This is a genomic window from Mesorhizobium sp. B3-2-1, from assembly GCF_006439515.1.
Lineage (GTDB): Bacteria > Pseudomonadota > Alphaproteobacteria > Rhizobiales > Rhizobiaceae > Mesorhizobium.
The window spans coordinates 1-20058 of sequence record NZ_VFTI01000049.1; the positions used below are offsets into that span (position 1 = coordinate 1).

The 20058-nt window shown below is 63.6% G+C and carries 20 protein-coding genes; 14 read left to right on the plus strand and 6 right to left on the minus strand.

Annotated elements, in window-relative coordinates; genetic code table 11:
* Positions 1-160: 160 nt before the first annotated feature.
* Positions 161-1258: a hypothetical protein gene (locus FJW08_RS30860; protein ID WP_140813585.1), complete on the minus strand. Its 1098-nt coding sequence runs from the start codon at positions 1256-1258 to the stop codon at positions 161-163.
* A 105-nt stretch (positions 1259-1363) separates the two neighbouring features.
* Between FJW08_RS30860 and FJW08_RS30865 the strand changes: the two genes are divergently transcribed.
* The 5 genes from FJW08_RS30865 to FJW08_RS30885 all read left to right on the plus strand — a co-directional run bounded on the left by FJW08_RS30865 (position 1364) and on the right by FJW08_RS30885 (position 4451).
* A complete protein-coding gene (locus tag FJW08_RS30865) occupies positions 1364-1801 on the plus strand; it encodes a DsrE family protein (protein ID WP_140813586.1) in 438 nt (145 codons plus the stop codon).
* A 69-nt stretch (positions 1802-1870) separates the two neighbouring features.
* Positions 1871-2656: an SDR family oxidoreductase gene (locus FJW08_RS30870; RefSeq protein ID WP_140813587.1), complete on the plus strand. Its 786-nt coding sequence runs from the start codon at positions 1871-1873 to the stop codon at positions 2654-2656.
* 55 nt (positions 2657-2711) lie between these two features.
* Positions 2712-3020 (plus strand): putative quinol monooxygenase, encoded by a 309-nt coding sequence (locus FJW08_RS30875; RefSeq protein ID WP_140813588.1) that lies wholly within the window; start codon positions 2712-2714, stop codon positions 3018-3020.
* Between the two features lie 17 nt (positions 3021-3037).
* On the plus strand, positions 3038-3283 hold the full coding sequence (locus tag FJW08_RS30880) for a type II toxin-antitoxin system Phd/YefM family antitoxin (RefSeq protein WP_140813589.1): 246 nt from the start codon (positions 3038-3040) through the stop codon (positions 3281-3283).
* 64 nt (positions 3284-3347) lie between these two features.
* Entirely contained in the window at positions 3348-4451 is a 1104-nt protein-coding gene (locus tag FJW08_RS30885; RefSeq protein WP_140813590.1) for an AbrB family transcriptional regulator, read from the plus strand.
* Positions 4452-4471: 20 nt separating this feature from the next.
* Here the strand turns inward: FJW08_RS30885 and FJW08_RS30890 are convergent, their stop codons facing one another.
* Positions 4472-5356: a LysR family transcriptional regulator gene (locus tag FJW08_RS30890; protein ID WP_140813591.1), complete on the minus strand. Its 885-nt coding sequence runs from the start codon at positions 5354-5356 to the stop codon at positions 4472-4474.
* 147 nt (positions 5357-5503) lie between these two features.
* Here FJW08_RS30890 and FJW08_RS30895 point away from each other — a divergent pair, with 147 nt between their 5' ends.
* Complete coding sequence (locus tag FJW08_RS30895; protein ID WP_140813592.1) at positions 5504-7039, plus strand: MFS transporter; 1536 nt, start codon at positions 5504-5506, stop codon at positions 7037-7039.
* Positions 7040-7181: 142 nt separating this feature from the next.
* Here the strand turns inward: FJW08_RS30895 and FJW08_RS30900 are convergent, their stop codons facing one another.
* A complete protein-coding gene (locus tag FJW08_RS30900; protein WP_140813593.1) occupies positions 7182-7958 on the minus strand; it encodes an alpha/beta hydrolase-fold protein in 777 nt (258 codons plus the stop codon).
* Between the two features lie 4 nt (positions 7959-7962).
* A complete protein-coding gene (locus FJW08_RS30905) occupies positions 7963-9129 on the minus strand; it encodes an ATP-grasp domain-containing protein (RefSeq protein ID WP_140813594.1) in 1167 nt (388 codons plus the stop codon).
* A 402-nt stretch (positions 9130-9531) separates the two neighbouring features.
* Between FJW08_RS30905 and leuA the strand changes: the two genes are divergently transcribed.
* The 4 genes from leuA (at position 9532) to FJW08_RS30930 (ending at position 15015) form a co-directional block, all read left to right on the plus strand.
* Positions 9532-11277: a 2-isopropylmalate synthase gene (gene leuA, locus FJW08_RS30915; protein WP_140813595.1), complete on the plus strand. Its 1746-nt coding sequence runs from the start codon at positions 9532-9534 to the stop codon at positions 11275-11277.
* 254 nt (positions 11278-11531) lie between these two features.
* Positions 11532-13307 carry a hypothetical protein gene (locus FJW08_RS30920; RefSeq protein ID WP_140813596.1) on the plus strand — a complete coding sequence of 592 codons (1776 nt, stop codon included), beginning with the start codon at positions 11532-11534 and terminating at the stop codon, positions 13305-13307.
* Positions 13308-13506: 199 nt separating this feature from the next.
* Complete coding sequence (locus FJW08_RS30925; RefSeq protein ID WP_140813597.1) at positions 13507-14307, plus strand: alpha/beta fold hydrolase; 801 nt, start codon at positions 13507-13509, stop codon at positions 14305-14307.
* 93 nt (positions 14308-14400) lie between these two features.
* Complete coding sequence (locus tag FJW08_RS30930) at positions 14401-15015, plus strand: hypothetical protein (RefSeq protein WP_140758538.1); 615 nt, start codon at positions 14401-14403, stop codon at positions 15013-15015.
* Here the strand turns inward: FJW08_RS30930 and FJW08_RS30935 are convergent.
* A complete protein-coding gene (locus FJW08_RS30935; RefSeq protein ID WP_140813598.1) occupies positions 14999-15928 on the minus strand; it encodes a metallophosphoesterase in 930 nt (309 codons plus the stop codon). The genes FJW08_RS30930 and FJW08_RS30935 overlap by 17 nt on opposite strands.
* A gap of 53 nt (positions 15929-15981) precedes the next feature.
* On the opposite strand from FJW08_RS30935, the gene FJW08_RS30940 reads away from it, so the two are divergent.
* Positions 15982-16479, plus strand: a complete 498-nt coding sequence (locus FJW08_RS30940; RefSeq protein WP_140813599.1) for an NUDIX domain-containing protein — start codon at positions 15982-15984, stop codon at positions 16477-16479.
* Here FJW08_RS30940 and FJW08_RS30945 read toward each other — a convergent pair whose 3' ends face one another.
* A complete protein-coding gene (locus FJW08_RS30945; RefSeq protein WP_140813600.1) occupies positions 16480-17472 on the minus strand; it encodes a glutathione S-transferase family protein in 993 nt (330 codons plus the stop codon). It lies immediately after the preceding gene.
* Positions 17473-17741: 269 nt separating this feature from the next.
* On the opposite strand from FJW08_RS30945, the gene FJW08_RS30950 reads away from it, so the two are divergent.
* The 3 genes from FJW08_RS30950 (at position 17742) to FJW08_RS30960 (ending at position 19961) form a co-directional block, all read left to right on the plus strand.
* On the plus strand, positions 17742-18266 hold the full coding sequence (locus FJW08_RS30950) for an N-acetyltransferase (RefSeq protein ID WP_140758542.1): 525 nt from the start codon (positions 17742-17744) through the stop codon (positions 18264-18266).
* An 84-nt stretch (positions 18267-18350) separates the two neighbouring features.
* A complete protein-coding gene (locus tag FJW08_RS30955; protein ID WP_140758543.1) occupies positions 18351-19112 on the plus strand; it encodes a 3-hydroxyacyl-CoA dehydrogenase in 762 nt (253 codons plus the stop codon).
* Positions 19113-19190: 78 nt separating this feature from the next.
* Entirely contained in the window at positions 19191-19961 is a 771-nt protein-coding gene (locus FJW08_RS30960; RefSeq protein ID WP_140813601.1) for a HugZ family protein, read from the plus strand.
* Positions 19962-20058 lie beyond the last annotated feature (97 nt).

The following is a 20058-nucleotide window of genomic DNA, read 5'->3' on the forward strand; positions in this document are numbered from 1 at the left end:
GACATATGAGCGCAAGCGATCCGATCAAATCATCTTCAGCCAAAACCTTGCAAGCAGGGGGCCGTCCACATATGAGCTCAGTTCCACTGCGACGCAGTAGAACGGGGAAGCGCAGGAAGCCGCCGTTCGCAGGCCGGCATCACCTGAATATCGACAGGCCTCAAGGCGCGCAGGCTGATTGCGGCATCGATTCCAGCCGATAGACCTTGTCGTCCGACTTGGTCTTGCCGTCTGCGGCTTTCGAACACAGGTCGACAACCGCCAGGCTGCTGTTGGGATTGGCCAGCATGATGGTGCCGTGGGCGCCGCGCTTGAGGAAGATTTCCTTTTGCGCGATATCGCAGGAAAAATTGCTCATCTTCGAACTCGCAGCACAACGCCACTGGTCGGCTTCGCCCTGGCACGAATAGGTCTGCGTGATCTTGGCCCCCCTCTGCCGTGTGGCGATCGAGACGGCGATGTCGGCGCCGTCGGGCCAGTTCGTGACATCGCCCCCGGAGGCGAAGGAGGCCAGTTCCACCGGCCCGCGGAACACCCGGATCGACTGCGTCAGTTGGCCGGGATGCAAACTCATATGCGCCGCATCATAGTCGCGCCCGTAACAGAAGGCCTGGTCGGGTTTGAGCCGCTCGCGCAACGGCGCCCCGAGCGCCGGATCGATCGGATCGATGCGTGCGAACTCGGCCTTGCAGGTGGCAGCCGGCATTGGGTCGAGGCGGAAATTGTCGTCCTCCGACCCGAGCGCTTGCCTGTCGTATTCAGCCGAGCCGAGTTCCTCTTCCGAACCGGCATCGAGGTAAATATCAGGCGACAGATCGGACAGGATCAGCCTGCCCTTGTCGTCGACCTTCAGCGACGCCAGCGTGCGATCGCAATCCATGCCGCAGCGGATCGGGGCCGATTTGCCGTCCTCGGACTGGTGATTGCACCAGCCGCCGGCCCATTCCGGCGCCTTGGCACCGCGCACCGTGGTGGTGAGGAAGCCATTGTAGGACGTATCGGAATTCGCGCTCGGTTCCTCATTCGGACGTCTGACCGGATCACGGCCGTAGTAGAAGAAAATCCGCGCCACTTTCTGCTTCGGATGCGCCTTGAGGTGCGCCGCGTCATAGACCCGGCCGAAGCAGGCGTCCGCCCCTTTAGGGCTGAGTTCGGTGAGCTTGAGCGCATCATCGGCAAAAGCAGAACCCACAACTCCGCCAATCAGTGCGGCGCCGAACCCGGCGCTGGCGAGCGTCTTCCATTCACTGAACGCCACGTGACCCCCTCCTCCGCATCGACAGGACGTGGCGTCAATTTATGCTAGTATTGCGGCTTGAGCCACGCAAATCGCGGGAAGCCGGCAAGCCAGGAAGGGGACGCCATGCGCCGACGTGACATGTTCCAGGCGGCCCTCGCCGGAGTTGGAACCCTTCTCGGCCTGCGGGCGGTACAGGCGGCAACCACCGAGCCTGCCAGGCGGAAGGTCGCCTACCACCTCAGCGACCTCGACAAGGTCAATTTCGTGCTCGGCAACATCAAGAACCACTATGACGGCACCGGCGGCAACGTCGATATCGCGCTGGTCGTGCATGGTCCGGCCCTTGCCGCCTTCAAGTCGAAGGGCATATCGGCGGCGATTTCGGGGCGCTTTACCGGTCTTGTCCAGCAAGGGCTTGACCCGCACGCCTGCGGCAACACCATGCACGGCATGGACATTACGCTCGCCGATCTGCTCGACGGATTCCATGCCGCCGACAAGGGCGGCGTCGTCAAGCTCGCCGAATTGCAAAGCCAGGGCTATCTCTATCTCAGGCCTTGAAGCGGCAATGACTTGAATGCAAGGGTGGCAAGACCCGCCAAGATATCGGAAATCCCCGGAGGAACAGCAGTGCCAGAGACAGCCCTTGGTCTTGTCATCCCCGATCTCGCCGGCAAGGCGGTGTTGGTCACCGGCGCCTCGACCGGCATCGGCGCAGCGCTCGCGCTCGCCTATGCCGAGCAGAAATGCAAAGTGGCGCTGCACTATAATTCCAGCCGCGACGCCGCCGAAAAACTCGGCCGGATCCTTGGCGACGGCGGCGCCGAGGTCTTCCTCGTCCAGGGCGATTTTTCTCTTCCCGCCGATGTCGAACGCGTCGTCGAGGACAGCGCGCGACATTTCGGCCGCCTCGACGGGCTCGTCAACAATGCCGGCGGCATGCTCGGCCGCGTACCCTATGCCGAGCAGACCGAGGCGCATTACGACGCGGTGATGGATCTCAACGCACGCTCGGTGCTGACCGCCTCGCGTAAGGCGATCCCGTGGCTGAAAAAACAGGGCGGCTTCATCGTCAACACCTCGTCCATCTCCGCGCGCAATGGTGCAGGCGGCGGCGCCGGCCTTTATGGCTCGGCCAAGGCCTTCGTCTCCAACGTCACACGCGGCATGGCCAAGGAACTGATCGGCTTCGGCATCCGCGTCAACGCCGTGGCGCCAGGTACCATCCTCACCCCCTTCCACGAACGCTATTCGACCGACGAGCAGATCAAGGGCATGGTCGCCACCATTCCGCAGGGCCGCGCCGGCACGGCGCAAGATTGCGTCGGCGCCTATCTGTTCCTCTCATCGGACCTGTTGAGCGGCTACATCACCGGCCAGGTGATCGAGGTCAATGGCGGCCAGTTGATGCCTTGACCGGCGATCGGCATACTAAACACACTCCTTTCGCGCCAACCCAGGGGACGAGGACATGTACGGACTGATCGGCAAGATGCGGGCGGCGCGCGGCCAACGCGACGCTGTCATGACTGTGCTGCGCGAGAGCACCGGCGCCCTGCCCGGCTGCCTGAGCTATATCATCGCCACCGACCCGGCCGACGCCGACGCGATCTGGGTGACCGAAGTGTGGACCGATCAGGCAAGCCACAAGGCATCCCTGCAGCTACCGGAAGTCCAGGCGGCCATCGCCAAGGCACGCCCCTTAATCGGCGGCTTCGAGTTCCAGGTGGAGACCCACCCGGTCGGCGGCTTCGGCCTGGCTGAAGCCAAAACGGGCTGAGGTGGGCGGGCGGCGCGATGCAGACCGTTAACATTAGCGATGCGAAGGCCAATCTTTCACGTCTCGTTGACCTGGCCGCCAAAGGCGAGCCATTCATCATCGCCAGGGCTGGCAAACCATTGGTCAAAGTCATGCCTCTCGATCCATCGCCCCCGGCACAGGCGCGACGGGTTGGCTTTATGGCTGGCCAGTTTTCCGTACCCGACCATTTCGATCGCATAGGCGGTGGAGAGATCGAGCACTTGTTCGGCACGGATACCTAGAAGCTGTCGCTTTTTTCGACGCGGGCGGGTTCGCATTCCTTGCCGCCCGGTCTAAGACCAGAGCATGGATTCCGAGGCCGAGCAGCCATATCCCGACCAGCCCGCCATCGAGCGCATGGAGCGGCTGAGCAAGCCATGGCAATGGTTGATCCTGCTGGTCATCTCCACCCTGTTTGCCGGTGCGCTGGAACTCGCGGCCCTGCCGGCGGCACTGCTGATCGGACCAATGCTGGCAGCCATCATCGCCGGCACCAATGGCGCCACTGTGCGGGTGCCGCGCCTTCTGTTCGGCTCCGCCCAGGCTGTCGTCGGCTGCCTCGTCGCGGCTTCGATCTCGGCCGATATCTTTGCGGTCTTCTACAAGGAATGGCCGCTGTTCCTCGGCGTGGTGATCGCCACCGTCGCGGCCTCGAGCCTGCTTGGCTGGCTGATCAGCCGCTGGCGCATCCTGCCCGGCACTACCGCCGTCTGGGGCTCTTCGCCGGGGGCCGCTACTGCCATGGTGCTGATGGCCGGCGCCTTTGGCGCCGACCAGCGCCTTGTCGCCTTCATGCAGTATCTGCGCGTCATCTTCGTTTCGATGACGGCGGCCCTCGTTGCCAAGATGTGGGTCGACACCTCGGGCATCGAGGTCCCGCCCATCGACTGGTTCCCGGCGATCGATCCGCAGCCCTTCGCCGCCACCATCGGCATGGCAATCGTCGGCGGCCTGGCGGGTAGGCTTTGCCGGCTGCCCTCGCCTTTCTTCCTTGGCAGCTTCATCTTCGGCACCGTGATCCATCTTGGCCTCGGGGTGCCGATGCAATTGCCGCAATGGCTGCTGGCGATCAGTTACGCTATGGTCGGCTGGTCGATCGGCCTGAACTTCACCAGACCGATCCTACGCCATGCGGCACGCGCCCTGCCGCAGATCATCGCTTCGATCGTCGCGCTGATCGCCTTTTGCGGCGGCCTTGCGTTCCTCCTCAGCCATCTCGCCGGCGTCGACCCGCTGACCGCCTATCTGGCGACCAGCCCCGGCGGCATGGACAGCGTCGCCATCATCGCCGCCGCGGCGCGGAACGTCGACATCTCCTTCGTCATGGCGCTGCAGTCGGCGCGTTTCCTGGTCGTGCTGCTTGTCGGCCCGAGCATCGCGCGGCTGGTGGCCAGAAGCATCAGGGAGTGAAAGCGCAGCAGCGTGCGATCCTATCGCGCCGCAAGGCGTTCGGGCAGGAAATCGACGAAGACGCGCACCTTTGGCGACAGATGGCGATTGGAGGGCCACAGCATCCGGAACTGGCCACGGCCATCGACATGATCGTCCAGTACGGTGCGCAGCCTGTCCTCGCGCAGCGCCTCGCGCACCAGGAAATCGGGCATGCAGGCGATGCCGAGGCCGGCGATCGTGGCGCCCTTCAAGGCTTCCATGTTGTTGCACGTCAGCATCGAACGGATCAGCGGTTGGGCGCTCCCGGTAATGAACGGCCAGTCCAGCAGCCTGCCGCTGTTGAGATAGCGGAAGTTTATGCCGAAATGCCGGATGAGATCCGCCGGCACGCGGGGTATGCCATGGCGATCGAGATAGGAAGGCGCCGCGCACAGCAGCATGCGAAAGGGCGCAATGGGCTTCGACACCAATCGTGAATCGGGCAGCTCGCCGCTGCGGATCGCGACGTCGATGCCTTCCTCGATGACGTCGACGATCCGGTCGTTGAAATCGATATCGAGCTCGATCTCGGGATAGCGCGCCATGAACTCCGACAGCACCGACAGCAAAAGGTGATAGGTGACGATCGGGGTCGAGACGCGCAGCCGCCCACGCGGCGTCTCCCTTGTCCGCGACAGCATCGCCTCGGCATCGTCGATGTCGTCGAGGATACGCCGCACGCGCTCGTTGAACAGCTTGCCCTCCTCCGTCAGGCCGATCCGCCGCGTGGAGCGCTGCAGCAGCCGCACGCCGAGCTCCTGTTCGAGCCGCGCGACACTTTTTCCGACTGCGGAAGCGGAGATGCCGAGCGCCCGGCCGGCGGCGACGAAGCTGCCGAATTCGGCGGTACGGGCGAAGGCCAGAAGGCCGCTGAGGCGATCCATCAAACTGCTCCATTCGAGCGTTTCAGTCCGTTATGTCGAGATATTTAATACCATTTTTCCGGAGCCGTCGCCGACCTATCTTGGTCCGCATGACCGGCGCCGCGATAGCGCGGCATGCCGGCGCAGACTGCTCAGACAGGAAAACCCATGACTTTGAAGATCACCGTCGGCCCGGCCGAGAGATGGCTCGTGCTCTTGTCCGTATGCCTTGCCGCCATGACGATGCCACTGACCTTCACCGGGCCGGCCGTTGCGCTTTCCCGCATCGCGGCTGATCTCGGCGGCAGCCCGATCGCGCTCAATTGGGTGACCAACGCTTTCATGCTGACCTTCGCCGCCAGCCTGATGGCGGCGGGCGCTCTGGCTGACAATCATGGCCGCAAGCGGACCTTCCTCGTCGGTCTCGCCCTCTACATCCTCGCTTCGCTCGCCGCGATGCTGGCGCCCGACATCGCCTGGTTCGACATATTCAGGGCCGCGCAAGGGCTCGGCAGTGCCTTGGCCTTCGCCGGCGGCGCCTCCGCACTTGCCCAGGAATTCGAGGGACCATTGCGGTTGCGCGCCTTCTCCTTCCTCGGCACCAGTTTCGGCATCGGGCTGGCCTTCGGCCCGATCGCCTCCGGCCTGCTCATCGCCGCATTCGGCTGGCGGTCGATCTTTGTTCTGGTCGTGGCACTCGCGGTTGCCTCGGCAATCCTCGGCCTGCGCACGATCAGGGAATCGCGTGACCCGGATGCGACCGGCCTCGACTGGGCGGGCGCCGGCACCTTCACCATCGCGCTGGCCTCGCTGACCTATGGCGTGCTGCAGGCGCCGCAGAGCGGCTGGGCCGATCCGTTGGTGGCAACGCTTCTCGGCATCGCCTTCCTTTGCTTTGTGCTGTTCGTCGTCGTCGAGCGGCGCGCGCGGCGGCCGATGCTCGATCTCACCCTGTTTCGTTATCCGCGCTTCGTCGGCGTCCAGTTTCTGGCGGCGGCGCCCGCCTATGGCTTCGTCGTCCTGCTTGTGCTTTTGCCGATCCGCTTCATCGGCATCGAGGGGATGAGCGAGATCAAGGCCGGGCAATTGATGATCTGCCTCTCCGGGCCACTGCTGGTCCTGCCCCTGCTCGCCGGCCAATTGGCACGCTGGATCGCCCCGGCCACGATCTGCGGCGTGGGACTGCTCGTCGCGGCGGCCGGTTTGGTCTGGCTGAGCCTGACGCCATCGATCGGCGTCGCGCTGGTCGCGCCGCTGATCCTGATCGGCGCCGGCATCGCCTTGCCCTGGGGATTGATGGACGGGCTCGCCGTCAGCGTGGTGCCGACGGAGCGCGCCGGCATGGCGGTCGGCTTCTTCAACACCACGCGTGTTGCTTGCGAGGGCGTGGCGCTGGCCATCGTCATGGCGACGCTGTCAGGCTTCACTGCAGCGCAGCTCGCCGCTCGAGGTGCTGCGCCTTCCAGCGATGCGGGCGCCGCGGCACAATTGCTGGTGACCGGCAATGTCGGCGCAACCGCACAACATTTGCCGATAGCCAGCGCCACCGTTCTCGTCGAGGCCTACGAAACGGCTTTCGACAGGCTGCTGATCGTACTGGCGGCAATCACCGTCGTCACCGCCCTCGTCGTCTTTCTCGGCCTGCGTCGCGGATCGGAGGCGGAACGTGATGTCGTCCCGCTGCCGGCCTGCCAGGAAGGGTAGGCATCAGCCATTCGCAGGCCAGCTGGATATCAATGCACCTTACAGCATGTCGCGTCGAATAGTATTCGCGCGACCTGCTGTAAGCTTCTGATTTTATGCATGTCGTGGTCCCGGAACCGAGGACACTTCCGGGCGACATGCATTAGTCCAGCCTGTGCATCAGATCGTCATCCAGCCAGCGGCCGAAGAAATAGGTCAGTTGCTTGTGCCACCACGGCCAGTCATGGCTGACGTCGCCACCCCAATAATCGACCCAGGCGGGAATGGACTTGTCGCGCAGGATCTGTTCCAGCTGGCGCGTCTCGACCAGCATGCGCTCCTCCCAGGCGCCCTGCCCGCAGCAGAAGATCAGCCTCAGTGTCTTCAGCCGCGCCAGCAGTTTCGGGTCGACGATCCCGGGCAGGTAATCGAGCGGCGAGTTGTAGAAGATGTCGCCGTCGAGCGCCTTGCCGAAGAAATCGCGCGCCGAATAGACCCCCGACAGCGAGATGACGCCGCTGGCGAGTTCGGGAAAACGGAAGACGAAGTTGGAGGAATGATAGCCGCCCATCGAACAGCCTGAAAACAGCGGCTTCAGCCGCCGTCCGCCGTTGGCTTGCGCGGCGGTTTCCAGAAATTCCGGCAGCGCCTCCTCGCGCACGTAGCGGAAATAGGCCTCGTGGCGGGCGATACGGTGCGCGGCATCGACATGGCTGGCGAAGAAGGATTCCGAATCGATGCCGTCGACGGTGAACAGCTGGATGCGGCCGGTGTCGATGAACTCGGCCAGCGCCCCCACCCCGCCGGAATCTTCGAACTGGTAGAACCTGCCCTGCGAGGTCGGGAACACCACGACAGGCCGGCCGGCATGGCCGTAGCGCTTGTACTCCATGTCGCGGCCGAGGTTGCGGGCGAAGGCCTTGTGATAGGAAATGTCCATGGCTTCAAGCCTTTTCCGCGTGAATATAGGCCACCGCCTCGCGCAGTTCCGCCTGGTCCTTCGAGCGCATCTGGTAGGCGTAGTTCCCCATGGCGCGGCTGAAAACCTCTTCTATTGGCTGATGATGGACGATCTTGTCGCCGTGCGCGGCTAGCACGTCCGCATGGCTGTGCAAATAGTCGAGATGGCGCTTGCGGCTGGCATAGGCGGTGAAATACTTGCCCTCATAGGGGCCGCCGGCGGCGTCCTTGACCACCATGTCCGCCCATGCCGCGTAGACATCGATGTCGAACGTGTAGTTGATCGCGTCGGTCATCCAGGCGCCGGGCGGGCGCATGTTGACCTCCAGCGCGATGATGCGGTCGTCCCTGGTCTCGAACAGCTCGATGTGGAAAAAGCGCTCGCGCACGTCGAACGCCTTCAGGATCTTGCAGCCGGCCTCCTCGACGACAGGCCTGATCCGAGGAAAGCAGGTATAGCTCATGTGGCGGTCCTTGTTGACCACGTCCATGACGCTCTGATCGTAGCGATGGCTGGCCGCCAGCACCACCTCGCCGTCGCGGTTGACCAGCCCGTCATAAGTCACCACCAGCCCCTCGATGAACTGCTCCATGACGAAGGTCACGTCCTCCGGCTTGTCCCGGAAGAACTGGTCGAGCTCTTTCGCATTGGAGATCTTGAACGTGTTCGAAGCGCCGGAGCCTGAATCCGGTTTGACCACGACGGGATAGCCGACGCGGCGGATGAAGGTCATGGCGCCGGCCCGGTCGGAGCATTTGCGCTGCGCGATGGTCTCGACGCCGCTCTTGCGGAAGAAGGCGCGCATGCGGCTCTTGCGCTTCAGGTTCTTCACGAAATCGAGCTTGGTGCCGTAGATGTTGAAGTCGGTGCGAATGTTGGCTTCCAGTTCCAGCCAGTGCTCGTTGAGCGATTCGAACCGGTCGATGCGGCCCCATTTGTGGATGAAATGGCCGATCGCCCGGAGCACTGCGTCATAGTCCTCCATGTCGGCGATACGGTAGTATTCGGAAAGGGATGCCTTCAGCTTGCCATCGAGCGCATCGAACGGCACGTCGCCAATTCCGAGCACGGTCGCGCCGGCCTTCTTCAGCCGGTCGCAGAAATCGGCGCCATTGGCGGGAAAATGCGGCGAGAAGAACACGAAATTCATAGACGACCCCCTGCCGGCGGCACCCCGCCACCGTTCAACTCTGGCCCATTTGCAGCGTATGGGGAAGAGCACCCGCCCAGGGATAAAATTCGACGGGGCCGGCCCCGCTTGCCTCAAACAGGCCGCTCCTGTATGAGAGCGGCCATGAACATGCGCGCCACCATCGCTTCCCGTCAGACCGGCTTTGCCGGCAAGACCGTGCGCGCGCTTGCCTCGACCCTGCTTCTTCTCGGCCTTATCGGCGATCGCCGGGTTCGCTGAAGGAGCGCCCGGCGGTCGAACCGCCGCGCAAGCGCATGCTCCTTGGCAATTCACATCAAGCGAACGAAATTCTGGTATAGGCGCCGCTTGGCACCACATCCGCCTGAAGGGCGGACCCGCCGGCCGCCGGGAGAAACGACGATGAACGCACGAGAAGAAATCCGCCATGATGCCGCGGTAGCCGGCAAGGAAATGGAACCAATCCGGGGCATGCCGGACGCGGCCCGAAAATATCAGCCCTACCCTACCGTCGGCCTCACCGACCGGACCTGGCCCTCGAAGGTCATCGACAAGGCGCCCATCTGGTGCTCGGTCGACCTGCGCGACGGCAACCAGGCGCTGATCGATCCGATGGGCCACGAGCGCAAGGCGCGCATGTTCGGCCTGCTGCTCGACATGGGCTTCAAGGAGATCGAGATCGGCTTCCCGTCGGCTTCGCAGACCGATTTCGACTTCGCCCGCTGGTGCATCGAGGAAGGCAACGTTCCCGCCGACGTGTCGTTGCAGGTGCTGGTGCAGTGCCGTCCCGAACTGATCAGCCGCACCTTCGAGGCGCTGAAGGGCGCCACCAACCCGATCGTGCATTTCTACAACTCGACCAGCGAATTGCAGCGCCGCGTCGTCTTCGAGAAGGATGTCGGCGGCATCAAGCGCATCGCCACCGACGCCGCCAAGATGATCACCGACATGGCGGCCAAGGCCGGCGGCGGCTATCGCTTCGAATATTCGCCGGAGAGCTTCACCGGCACCGAACTCGAGGTCGCGCTGGAGATTTGCAACGCCGTCACCGAGATCGTCAGGCCGACCCCTGACAACAAGCTGATCATCAACCTGCCGTCGACGGTCGAGATGTCGACGCCCAACATCTATGCCGACCGCATCGAATGGATGTGCCGCAACCTCGACAACCGCGAAAACCTGATCATCTCGCTGCATCCACACAATGATCGCGGCACCGGCATCGCCACCACCGAACTCGGCCTGATGGCCGGGGCCGACCGCGTCGAAGGCACGCTGTTCGGCAATGGCGAGCGCACCGGCAATGTCGACATCGTCACGCTGGCGCTCAACATGTACACGCAAGGCGTCGATCCGGGCATCGACTGCTCCGACATCAACCGGATGAAGGACGTCTACGAATATTCGAACCAGCTGAAGATTCCCGAGCGCCATCCCTATGTCGGCGAACTCGTCTACACCGCCTTTTCCGGCTCGCACCAGGACGCCATCAACAAGGGCATGAAGGCCTTGAAGAAGGCCAACACGCCGCACTGGGAAGTGCCCTACCTGCCGATCGATCCCGCCGATGTCGGCCGCAGCTACGAGGCCATCATCCGCATCAACTCGCAATCGGGCAAGGGCGGCATCGCCTATGTGCTGCAGGCCGATTACGGCCTCAATCTGCCGCGCAACCTGCAGATCGAGTTCAGCCAGGCGATCCAGGCGATCACCGACGCCGAAGGCAAGGAAGTACCGGCAAAACGTATTCATGACCGCTTCCTCGAAACCTATGTCGACCAGCCGGGCGCCCGGCTGAAGTTCCTCGACCATCACACCTATCCCGACACCGAGGTGAAGGGCCGGCGCGTGGTCGAGGCGGTCATCCTCGACAATGGCAAGGAAATGACGATCTCCGGCACCGGCACCGGCCCGATCGACGGCTTCGTCGACGCGCTGTCGCGCCATGTCGGCGTCGAGATGTCGGTGCTCGATTATTCCGAGCATTCGATGCAGCGCGGTTCGAATGCGTCGGCCATCTCCTATGTCGAGATGGAGTATCCCGGCGGCAAGCTGTTCGGCGCCGGCATCAACACCAACATCGTCGCTGCCTCGCTGGAAGCGGTGACGTCAGCGGCCAACCGTATCGTCGGTCACAAGGCGCGATAACATCGGCGGTCGGCGGCGCGAAGGCAGAAGTAGCTTCCTCGCGCCGCCATTTTTCAAGCCCGAACAAGGCTTTGGCCTCGACTGGCTGATGATGACTCCCAAGACCATTGCGTGGCCGACACCGACCGTGTCGTTAACCACCGGAAAAATATCCAGTGAGGTACGCGATCACATAATGCGTGTATACTTGTATGGCGGTGTGGGCATTATATGATCCGTGCCTTAACCTGTGCCGACTTCGAGAGGATCGACACTTGCAGCATGCCACGCCTGCCGCCCCCGCAGTGCGCGAAACATTGGAGCGACTGCTTGCCAGCGAAACGTTCGGAAGATCCGAACGGGCACGCAAGCTGCTGCGTTATCTTGTCGAGCGCGAACAGGCAGGCGAAGCCGACAGGCTCAAGGGCTTTTCTATCGCCATGGATGTCTTCGGCAAGGATGGCGATTTCGATCCTTCGACCGACGCGGTGGTGCGGGTTCAGGCCGGCCGGCTGCGTGACTTGCTGCAGCTATATTTCGCCAATGAAGGTGTTGCCGAGCCTGTCCGCATAGCCATTCCGCGCGGCGGCTATGTCCCGGCCTATGAGCTCAACGCAATCCGCTTGCCGGAGACGTCCCAACCCGCCATCCAGAACGGAGCGGCGGCGGCTCCATCGGCGCAACGCGGCACCGCCGAAAGTGCCATTCCGGCCGCTACTTTGCCGGCACCGATGGTCGCGCCGGCGCCGTCGGTGGCACGTCACCTCGGATTCTTCTGGATGGCGATCGCCGTCGTCATCGCCATGCTCGGCGTCTTGATCTTGCGTCAGGGCGGCGGTGCGCTGTTGGCAGGCGGCGACCTTGCGGCCACGCTCGAGACCGCGGGCCTGACCGACAGCGTCGCGTCGTCCCCCGCCAGCGAGGCCTTGCCGCTCGTCTACATCGCCGTCAAGGCCAGTGGCACGGATGCCAGCCGTGTCGCCGCATCGCTGCGCGCCGGCTTGAGCAGCTTCGATACGATCGACTTCATCGGTCGCAACACGGTCGACACGACCGATCCGGCCACCAATGCCACGAGCTTCATCTTCGATATTCTGCCTGGGCCGGATACCGGTGACATCACGATCGAACTGCAGAGCGTGGCGACCGGACGGGTGCTTTTGTCGCGCAATCTGACCGCCGCCGACAGCGCGCCGACCGCCGTCGAGAACAGTATAGCCGGCATCTTGACGTCCGCTCTCCCTGCTTCCGGCACGATCTACGGCTATCTCGAACAAAGCGGCATTCAGACCGCCCTCACGCAGTGCCTGACGCTCAACGACAAATATTATCTCGACCAGAACGCGAGGACCCACGAGGACGCCTATCGCTGCCTCGAAACCCTCGCCGAAAACGGTGCCAAGTCACCGCTGGTCTATTCGGAACTCGCCTCGCTCCACCTGGAGGCCGTGAGTGACCACTACGCCTATCCGCCGGATGCCACCATCGAGAAGGCGATGACATTCGCCCACCGCGCCGTGCAGATGGGACCGACCAGCCCTTATGCGCATCGCTCTTACGGCTACATCAATTCCCGTCTTGGCAATGCCGACGAGGCGCTGCGCTGGATGCGCAAGGCCTATGACCTCAATCGCTACGATCTCGCCATGGCCGCCGCTTATGGCTACGGTCTGATTTTCGCCGGCCGGTATGCCGACGGGACGCCGATCCTGGCCCAGGCGGTGGATGCCTCCAGCGGCCATCCGACATGGTGGGATTTTGGACTTTTCGCCGGCGAACTTATGCTTGGCGACACGAACAAGGCCGCGATCGCCAGTTCTTCTCTCAGAACAACCGCAACGAAGTCGCACTATCTTGCCGCCCGGCTGATCGGCGCCAAGATCGCCGGTCGGGACAATCTGGCGCGCAGGCTGCTCGACGAACTGACCGCCAAATTTCCGAAATTCGCCGCCAACCCGCGCGCGACCTTCATAGACCGAAAATATCCGGCCGATCTGACCGAGCGCTTGGTCGGCGCGTTACGCGCCGCCGGACTCGGCAGCGCAGGCTAACGCCAAGCAATATCGACGGCGCTGAGCATTGTCGATTTCGCACGCACCGATCATCGAATATCGGTTAGCCGGCGAGTTCTGTCATCAACCGTACAAATCGCGAAAATTTTACTGGCCATCGCGCAGGACGAGGCGCAATCCAGCCACAATTGATCGTGGTCTCGCGTTTCTCATTGCCCTGCAACAAGTCCCCAGCTTCATGATTTCATCACTTCATGCCACCGAACAAGGTGCCGGTTCGAAGAGCATCGTTCTACTGCATGGTTTCGGCGGCTGCCATGATATTTGGCACGAAGTGGTCCCGTCGCTGTCGCCTGCCGCACGCACACTCGCTTATGATTTGCCCGGACACGGGCTGTCGCTCGATTTCCCCGGTGCCGGCCCGGCCAAGGTGGCGGCGAAGGCCGTCCTCGCCGATCTCACCGCACGATCGGTAAGGCGCGTTCATCTGGTGGGCCACTCGATGGGCGGCGCGGTGGCGACGCTGATGGCGCTGGCCGAGCCCGAGAGGGTGGCGTCGCTAACGCTTCTGGCGCCTGGCGGCTTCGGCCCCGAGATCAACGGCCCGCTGTTGCGCCGCTTTGCCGCCGCGAGGGACCCATCCGACATCCGGGCGTGCCTCGTCGCGATGTCGGGACCACTGACGCGACCCGTCGATCACACCGTGGACGCCCTTGGGGACATGCGCAGGCGACCCGGCCAGATGGAGAAACTCGTAGAGATTGCTGCCGCCATGACCAGCGACGACCGGCAGGGCGTCATCCCGCGCGACCGGTTGGACACACTGACCATGCCGGTGATGGTGGTATGGGGCAGCGACGACTCCGTGCTGCCCTTTACCCAAACGGATAATCTCCCCGCGCGATTTCACGTGCACCACGTGCTGGGGGCTGGCCATATGCTGATCGAGGAGGCGCCCGATCTGGTCGCCACGATCATCCGGCGCAACATGAACCGCCGCGCCAGGCCCTTGCGCCCGAAACTCGCCGCGACCGGCTGACACTTCCCGCGCGACGCCGCCTTCATCGCGCCAGTGCATTTTGCCGGCGGCTGTGTTAACTGCGTGTTAACCAACCCCGCGAGGCAGACGCCGATGAAGGACGCAGGCGAGAAGATCGATCCGTCAAGCAAACTGTCCGATGCCATCCGTGACGTGAAGAACGCCTTCGCTGACCGCGACGATGTCGTCGTCGACATGCGCGAGGCGCACCGCATGCGCCTCGACCTCCTGGCAGCGGACCTCGCGCCCGTCTTTGCCGATGTTCCAGCCGACATGGACAATTTCGACTTTGTGGTCTCCTCGGGGCTACAGCCGCGCCTGTGGATCGACGCCGTCAGCCATGTCGCGATGGGGCGCGACCGCCGCACCTACCGCTTCCTCAAGGACACCCGTGTTGGCCGTGTCGTGCTTGCCGAATCGACCGAGATGAAGCCGGTCGCCGATTCCGTGACGCGTTATGTCGCCGAGCGCATCGTCGAGCGCCAGAGGATGATGGAAGGTGGCGTCGAGCCGGCGGTCGCCGGCATGAGACGCGCCGAGGTCGCGGAAGCCGAGCCGCCGCTGCGAGCGTCGACGCAAGGCAAGGGCTGGTCGGCCTTCCTGTCCGGCCTTGGGCTGATCGCCGCCGGCGGACTGGTTGGCCTCGCGGTGTCCGCCGCGGTCTTTTGGGACCGCCTCGCCGCCATGGTTCTCAACTGGCGGCCATAGCCTCGCCGGCTTCGACACCGAGTTCCAGGGTCTGCAGGTCGGAAGGCGGTATGGACGGTCCGGTCAGGCCGCGCCGCGTCAGCCGGATGCGCCAGTCCCCCTTTTCGCCGTCAATCTCGAACAGATTGTACTGCGCGGCGGGTTGTTTGCCGCCCGGCGCCTGGCCGGCGGCGGCGACGCCGACGACTGGGACCTTTACACCGCGAAGCCCGATCTGGAATAGCGACGGCAGATGCGAATGGCCGTGCAGCACAAGCTCGGCGCCATGGCGACGGATGATCTTGTGGAAGCGGGCGATGCCGAACAGCCGCTTGTGCTGGGAAACGGCGCCCCGCACCGGCGGGTGATGGATCATGATCACGCGGAACAGCCCTTGCTTCGCCGTGCTCTCGAGGATCTTGCCGAGCCGCTCCGCCTGCCCCTCCATGAAGAAACCATTGGCCATGAAGGGCGCCGTGGCGCGCGCCGTCGAGACGCCGATCAGCGCGACATTGCCGCGCACGCGCACATACGGAAAGGCATTGCGATCGACCGGCGTGTTGACACCGTCGCCGCTCATCCACGCCGCCCACGACCGGCAGATCTTGTCGAAGGCACCGGGCACATAGGCATCATGGTTTCCCGGCACGACCGAAACGTCATGCGGTGGCCCCAGCGTCTCGAGCCAGTGTTTGGCCATTTCGATCTCGCCGTCTAGCGCCAGGTTGACGAGGTCGCCGGTGACGGCGAGATGGTCCGGGTTTTGCGCCTTGATGTCGGCGACGATGGCGTCGATGACGGCATCGTGCATGTGGCGGCGGCGATTGCGCTGCCAGTTGACGTAGCCGAGCACGCGCTTGGACGCGAGATCGCGATAGGATACATCGGGGAGCGGCCCCAGATGGACATCGGAAATATGCGCGAGCTTGAACATTCCTCCTTCATAGGCGACGCGCGCGCCCCTTTCCACCCACGGTTTCGCGACTGATGGCGAGCGACGACGAGGTTCCGTTCCGCCAGACTGGCTGGCCGGGTTTGAGGGCCCGCCTGTTCCATCTCTATTTCGTGCTGCGGCGGCCGATGACGCTCGGTGTGCGCGGCCTGATCCACGATGGCGCCACCAATTCCGTCTTCCTCATTCGCCACACCTATGTGCCTGGCTGGCAGCTCCCCGGCGGCGGTGTCGAGGCTGGCGAGATAATGGCCGACGCGCTGGCGCGCGAACTGGCCGAGGAAGGCAACATCGCGCTGACCGCGCCACCGGTTTTCAAATCGATGCATTTGAACCGCCGCTCGAGCCGGCGCGACCATGTCGGCTTCTATCTCATCGAAAATTTCAGCCAGACCGCGCCGAAACTGCCCGACCGTGAAATCGCCGAGGCCGGCTTCTTCCCGCTCGATCGCTTGCCGGAAGGCACGACACCGGCAACGCTGCGGCGGATTGCCGAGGTCTTCGGCAACATGCCAGCATCGCCCTATTGGTAGTCAGGCAGCCGCCTTCCCGAACCGCGCTCGATCGTGCGGCGCGCCATAGTCGAGCTCCGGTCCCACCGGCACGATCCGTTTCGGATTGATCGTCTCGTGACTGCGATAGTAATGCGCCTTGATGTGGTGCAGGCTGACCGTGTCGGCGACACCAGGCACGGAATAGAGATCGCGCAGATAATTCGACAGGTTCGGATAGTCGGCGATACGGCGCATATTGCACTTGAAGTGGCCGACATAGACCGGATCGAAGCGCACCAGAGTGGTGAACAGCCGCCAGTCGGCCTCGGTGATGCGGTCACCAACCAGATAGCGTTGCCTGGAAAGGCGATCCTCCAGCGCATCGAGCGTCGAAAACAACTCGCCGAACGCTTCCTCATAGGCGGTTTGCGTGGTGGCGAAGCCGGCGCGATAGACGCCGTTGTTGACGTTTGAATAAACCGGCGTGTTGACCGCGTCGATCTCGCCACGCAGGGCATGCGGATAGAAATCGAGGCTTGCGTCGCCCCATTCGTCGAAGGCGGAATTGAGCATCCGGATGATCTCGGAGGATTCGTTGGAGACGATGGTCCGCTCTTTTTTGTCCCACAGCACCGGCACGCTTACCCGGCCGGAATAGGCGGGATCGGCCTTGGTGTAGATCTGATGCAGGAAATCGAGGCCATAGAGCGCGTCGCCGGTGCCGCCGTCCTGCGCCAGGAAGGTCCAACCATCAGCGCCCAGGAAGTGATGGACCACGGACACCGAAATGACGTCTTCGAGCTTTTTCAGCGCCCGAAAGATCAGCGTCCGGTGCGCCCACGGACACGCAAGCGAGACATAGAGGTGATAGCGGCCGGGCTCCGCCTTGAAGCCGCGGCTGCGGCCCTCGGCCGGCGTTCCGTCGCGGGTGATCCAGTCGCGCCATTGCGATTGCGCCCGCACGAATTTGCCGCCGCTGTTCTTGGTTGTGGACGGACGCTCCTGCCATTTGCCATCGACCAGCAATCCCATGGGGTCTCCTTTTCGCGCTCGAACTTCATGTAGGGCGCGAGGCGGCAGGGTGGAAATCCTTCGCGACTGAACAGATCGTCAATCGGCAGGGCCAGCGAACGGGTCGATTGCGGCGGCGCAAAATTGGTGCTAGCGGACACTCCGCATGTTCGACTTTGCTTTGATCCGGTTTGACCGACGACGAAAGGGCGCCCGCGCTTGATGAAGCGCTGACTGGCGAATGCTGCCGTTTGCAGCAACCTTTCCTCCTCTACCGGAACGCAACGACCATGAGCCTTGCCGACGTGAAATACCTGCCGGAAACCCCGGCGCACGATCCTGAAATCGAAGCCATCAACGACGAAGCCTTCGGGCCTGGCCGTTTCGTGCTGGCCGCCTACAAGATCCGCGAGGCCGGCGGTCACGAGCGCGCCCTGTCCTTTGTCGCGGTCGACGGCGACCTCGTCGTCGCCTCGGTGCGCATGACGCGCATAGCGGCCGGTGCCGGCCGGGCGTTGATGCTCGGGCCGCTCGCGGTACGGCCGACCTTCAAGAATCTCGGCATCGGCCGCCGGCTGGTGGCAATCGCGCTGGAGGCGGCCGCCAAGGCCGGTGCACCCGCCGTGATGCTGGTCGGCGACGAGCCCTATTACGGGCCGCTCGGATTCAAGCGCATTCCGCGCGGCCAGATTTCGATGCCGCGGCCTGTCGACTTCGACCGCCTTTTGTCGCATGAGATCATACCGGGCGCGGTTGCCAGGCTTTCGGGCGAGGTCGGTCACGCCAGCCAGGCCAGGATTGCCGAGCACGTCTAGCGATGGCTTGACCTGGCCCGTCGATCCGGGCCTGATCCGTCCCTATTTTCATAGCAAAGCCATTCTCACAGGAGGGATGACGCGATGAACCCCAACGGCCAGATCGCGATCGTGACCGGCGGCGGCTCCGGCCTTGGCGAGGCAACAGCGCGCGCGCTTGCCGCCAAGGGAGCCCGCGTCGCCATCCTCGACGTCGGCATGGAGCGCGCGGCCAAGGTTTCGGCCGAGATCGGCGGCATCGCCGTCCAGTGCGACGTCGCGAGTGCCGACAGTGGCGCCGCCGCCCTCGCCGATGTCGCCGCCAAGCTGGGCGAGCCGCGCATCCTGGTCAATTGCGCCGGCATCGCCATTGGCGTGAAGACGATCGGCAAGGATGGACCCCATCCACTCGACCAATACCGCAAGGTGATCGAAGTCAATCTGATCGGCACCTTCAACATGATCCGCCTGGTTGCCGACCGCGCCGCGAAACTCGAGCCGCTGCAGGGTGGTGAGCGGGGCGTCATCGTCAACACCGCCTCGGTCGCCGCCTATGACGGCCAGATCGGCCAGGCGGCCTATTCCGCCTCCAAGGGCGGCGTGGTCGGCATGACGCTGCCGGTGGCGCGTGATCTTGCCCGTTCCGGCATCCGGGTCTGCACCATCGCGCCCGGCATCTTCAAGACGCCGATGATGGCCGGCATGCCGCAGGACGTGCAAGATTCGCTGGGCGCCGCCGTGCCCTTCCCGCCGCGCCTCGGCGAACCATCCGAATATGCCGCGCTCGCCCTGCACATCATCGAAAACCAGATGCTGAACGGCGAGACCATCCGCTTGGACGGCGCCATCCGCATGGCGCCGAAATAGGGCTAGCCGACTGTTGTCGGAGGGACCGGATCCGGCCGGCAGCACCGATAAGCGGGACAAATTGTGGCGAGCGTTTTGATGCAGCAAAATCAAGATAGGGATGTAATCCGCGAGACCGACGCCGAGGCGATCCGGTTGGCGAAAACGCTTCTGCGCAGTGCCCGCTTCGGCGCCTTGGCGGTGTTGGAACCACAGACCGGATCGCCACTGGCGAGCCGGGTCGGCGTCGCCACCGACATCGACGGCGCGCCGCTTATCCTGGTATCGATGCTTGCGGCGCACACATCAGCCCTGCTTGCCGATCCGCGCTGTTCCCTGTTGCTTGGCGAGCCCGGCAAAGGCGATCCGCTGGCGCATCCGAGGCTGACGCTGATCTGCCAGGCATCACGGCTGGAGCGCTGCTCGCAGGCGCATGCCCGCGCCGAGCGCCGCTATCTCAACCGCAATCCCAAGGCGGGCCTCTATGCCGGGCTCGGCGACTTTTCGATCTTTCGCCTGGAGCCGCAACGCGCCAGCCTCAACGGCGGCTTCGGCAAGGCCTATCTGCTCGAACGGTCCGACCTCCTCACCGTTGGGCCCATCATCGAGGAACTCGCCGGAAGCGAACAATCGGCCATTGAGCACATGAATGCGGACCATCTCGAGGCGATCGCCGTCTATGCCCGTCATTTCGCCAAGGCATCCGGCGATGGCTGGACCATTGCCGGTTTGGACGCCGATGGCATGGATCTGGTGTCGGGGGACAATGTTTGCCGGGTGTTCTTCGCGCAACCATTGATAAATGTATCGGAATTGCGTCCCGTTCTAGTTGCCATGGCCAGGGCCGGCAGGGCCGCATCGGAGGCATAAGACGCGACTAAATTGCATTTGATCAAAAGCAACCCTTGAGATTTGAAAGAAATGTTCTAGGCTTTGGTTCTGGCGCTGACTCGTCGGCGTCCTTCGC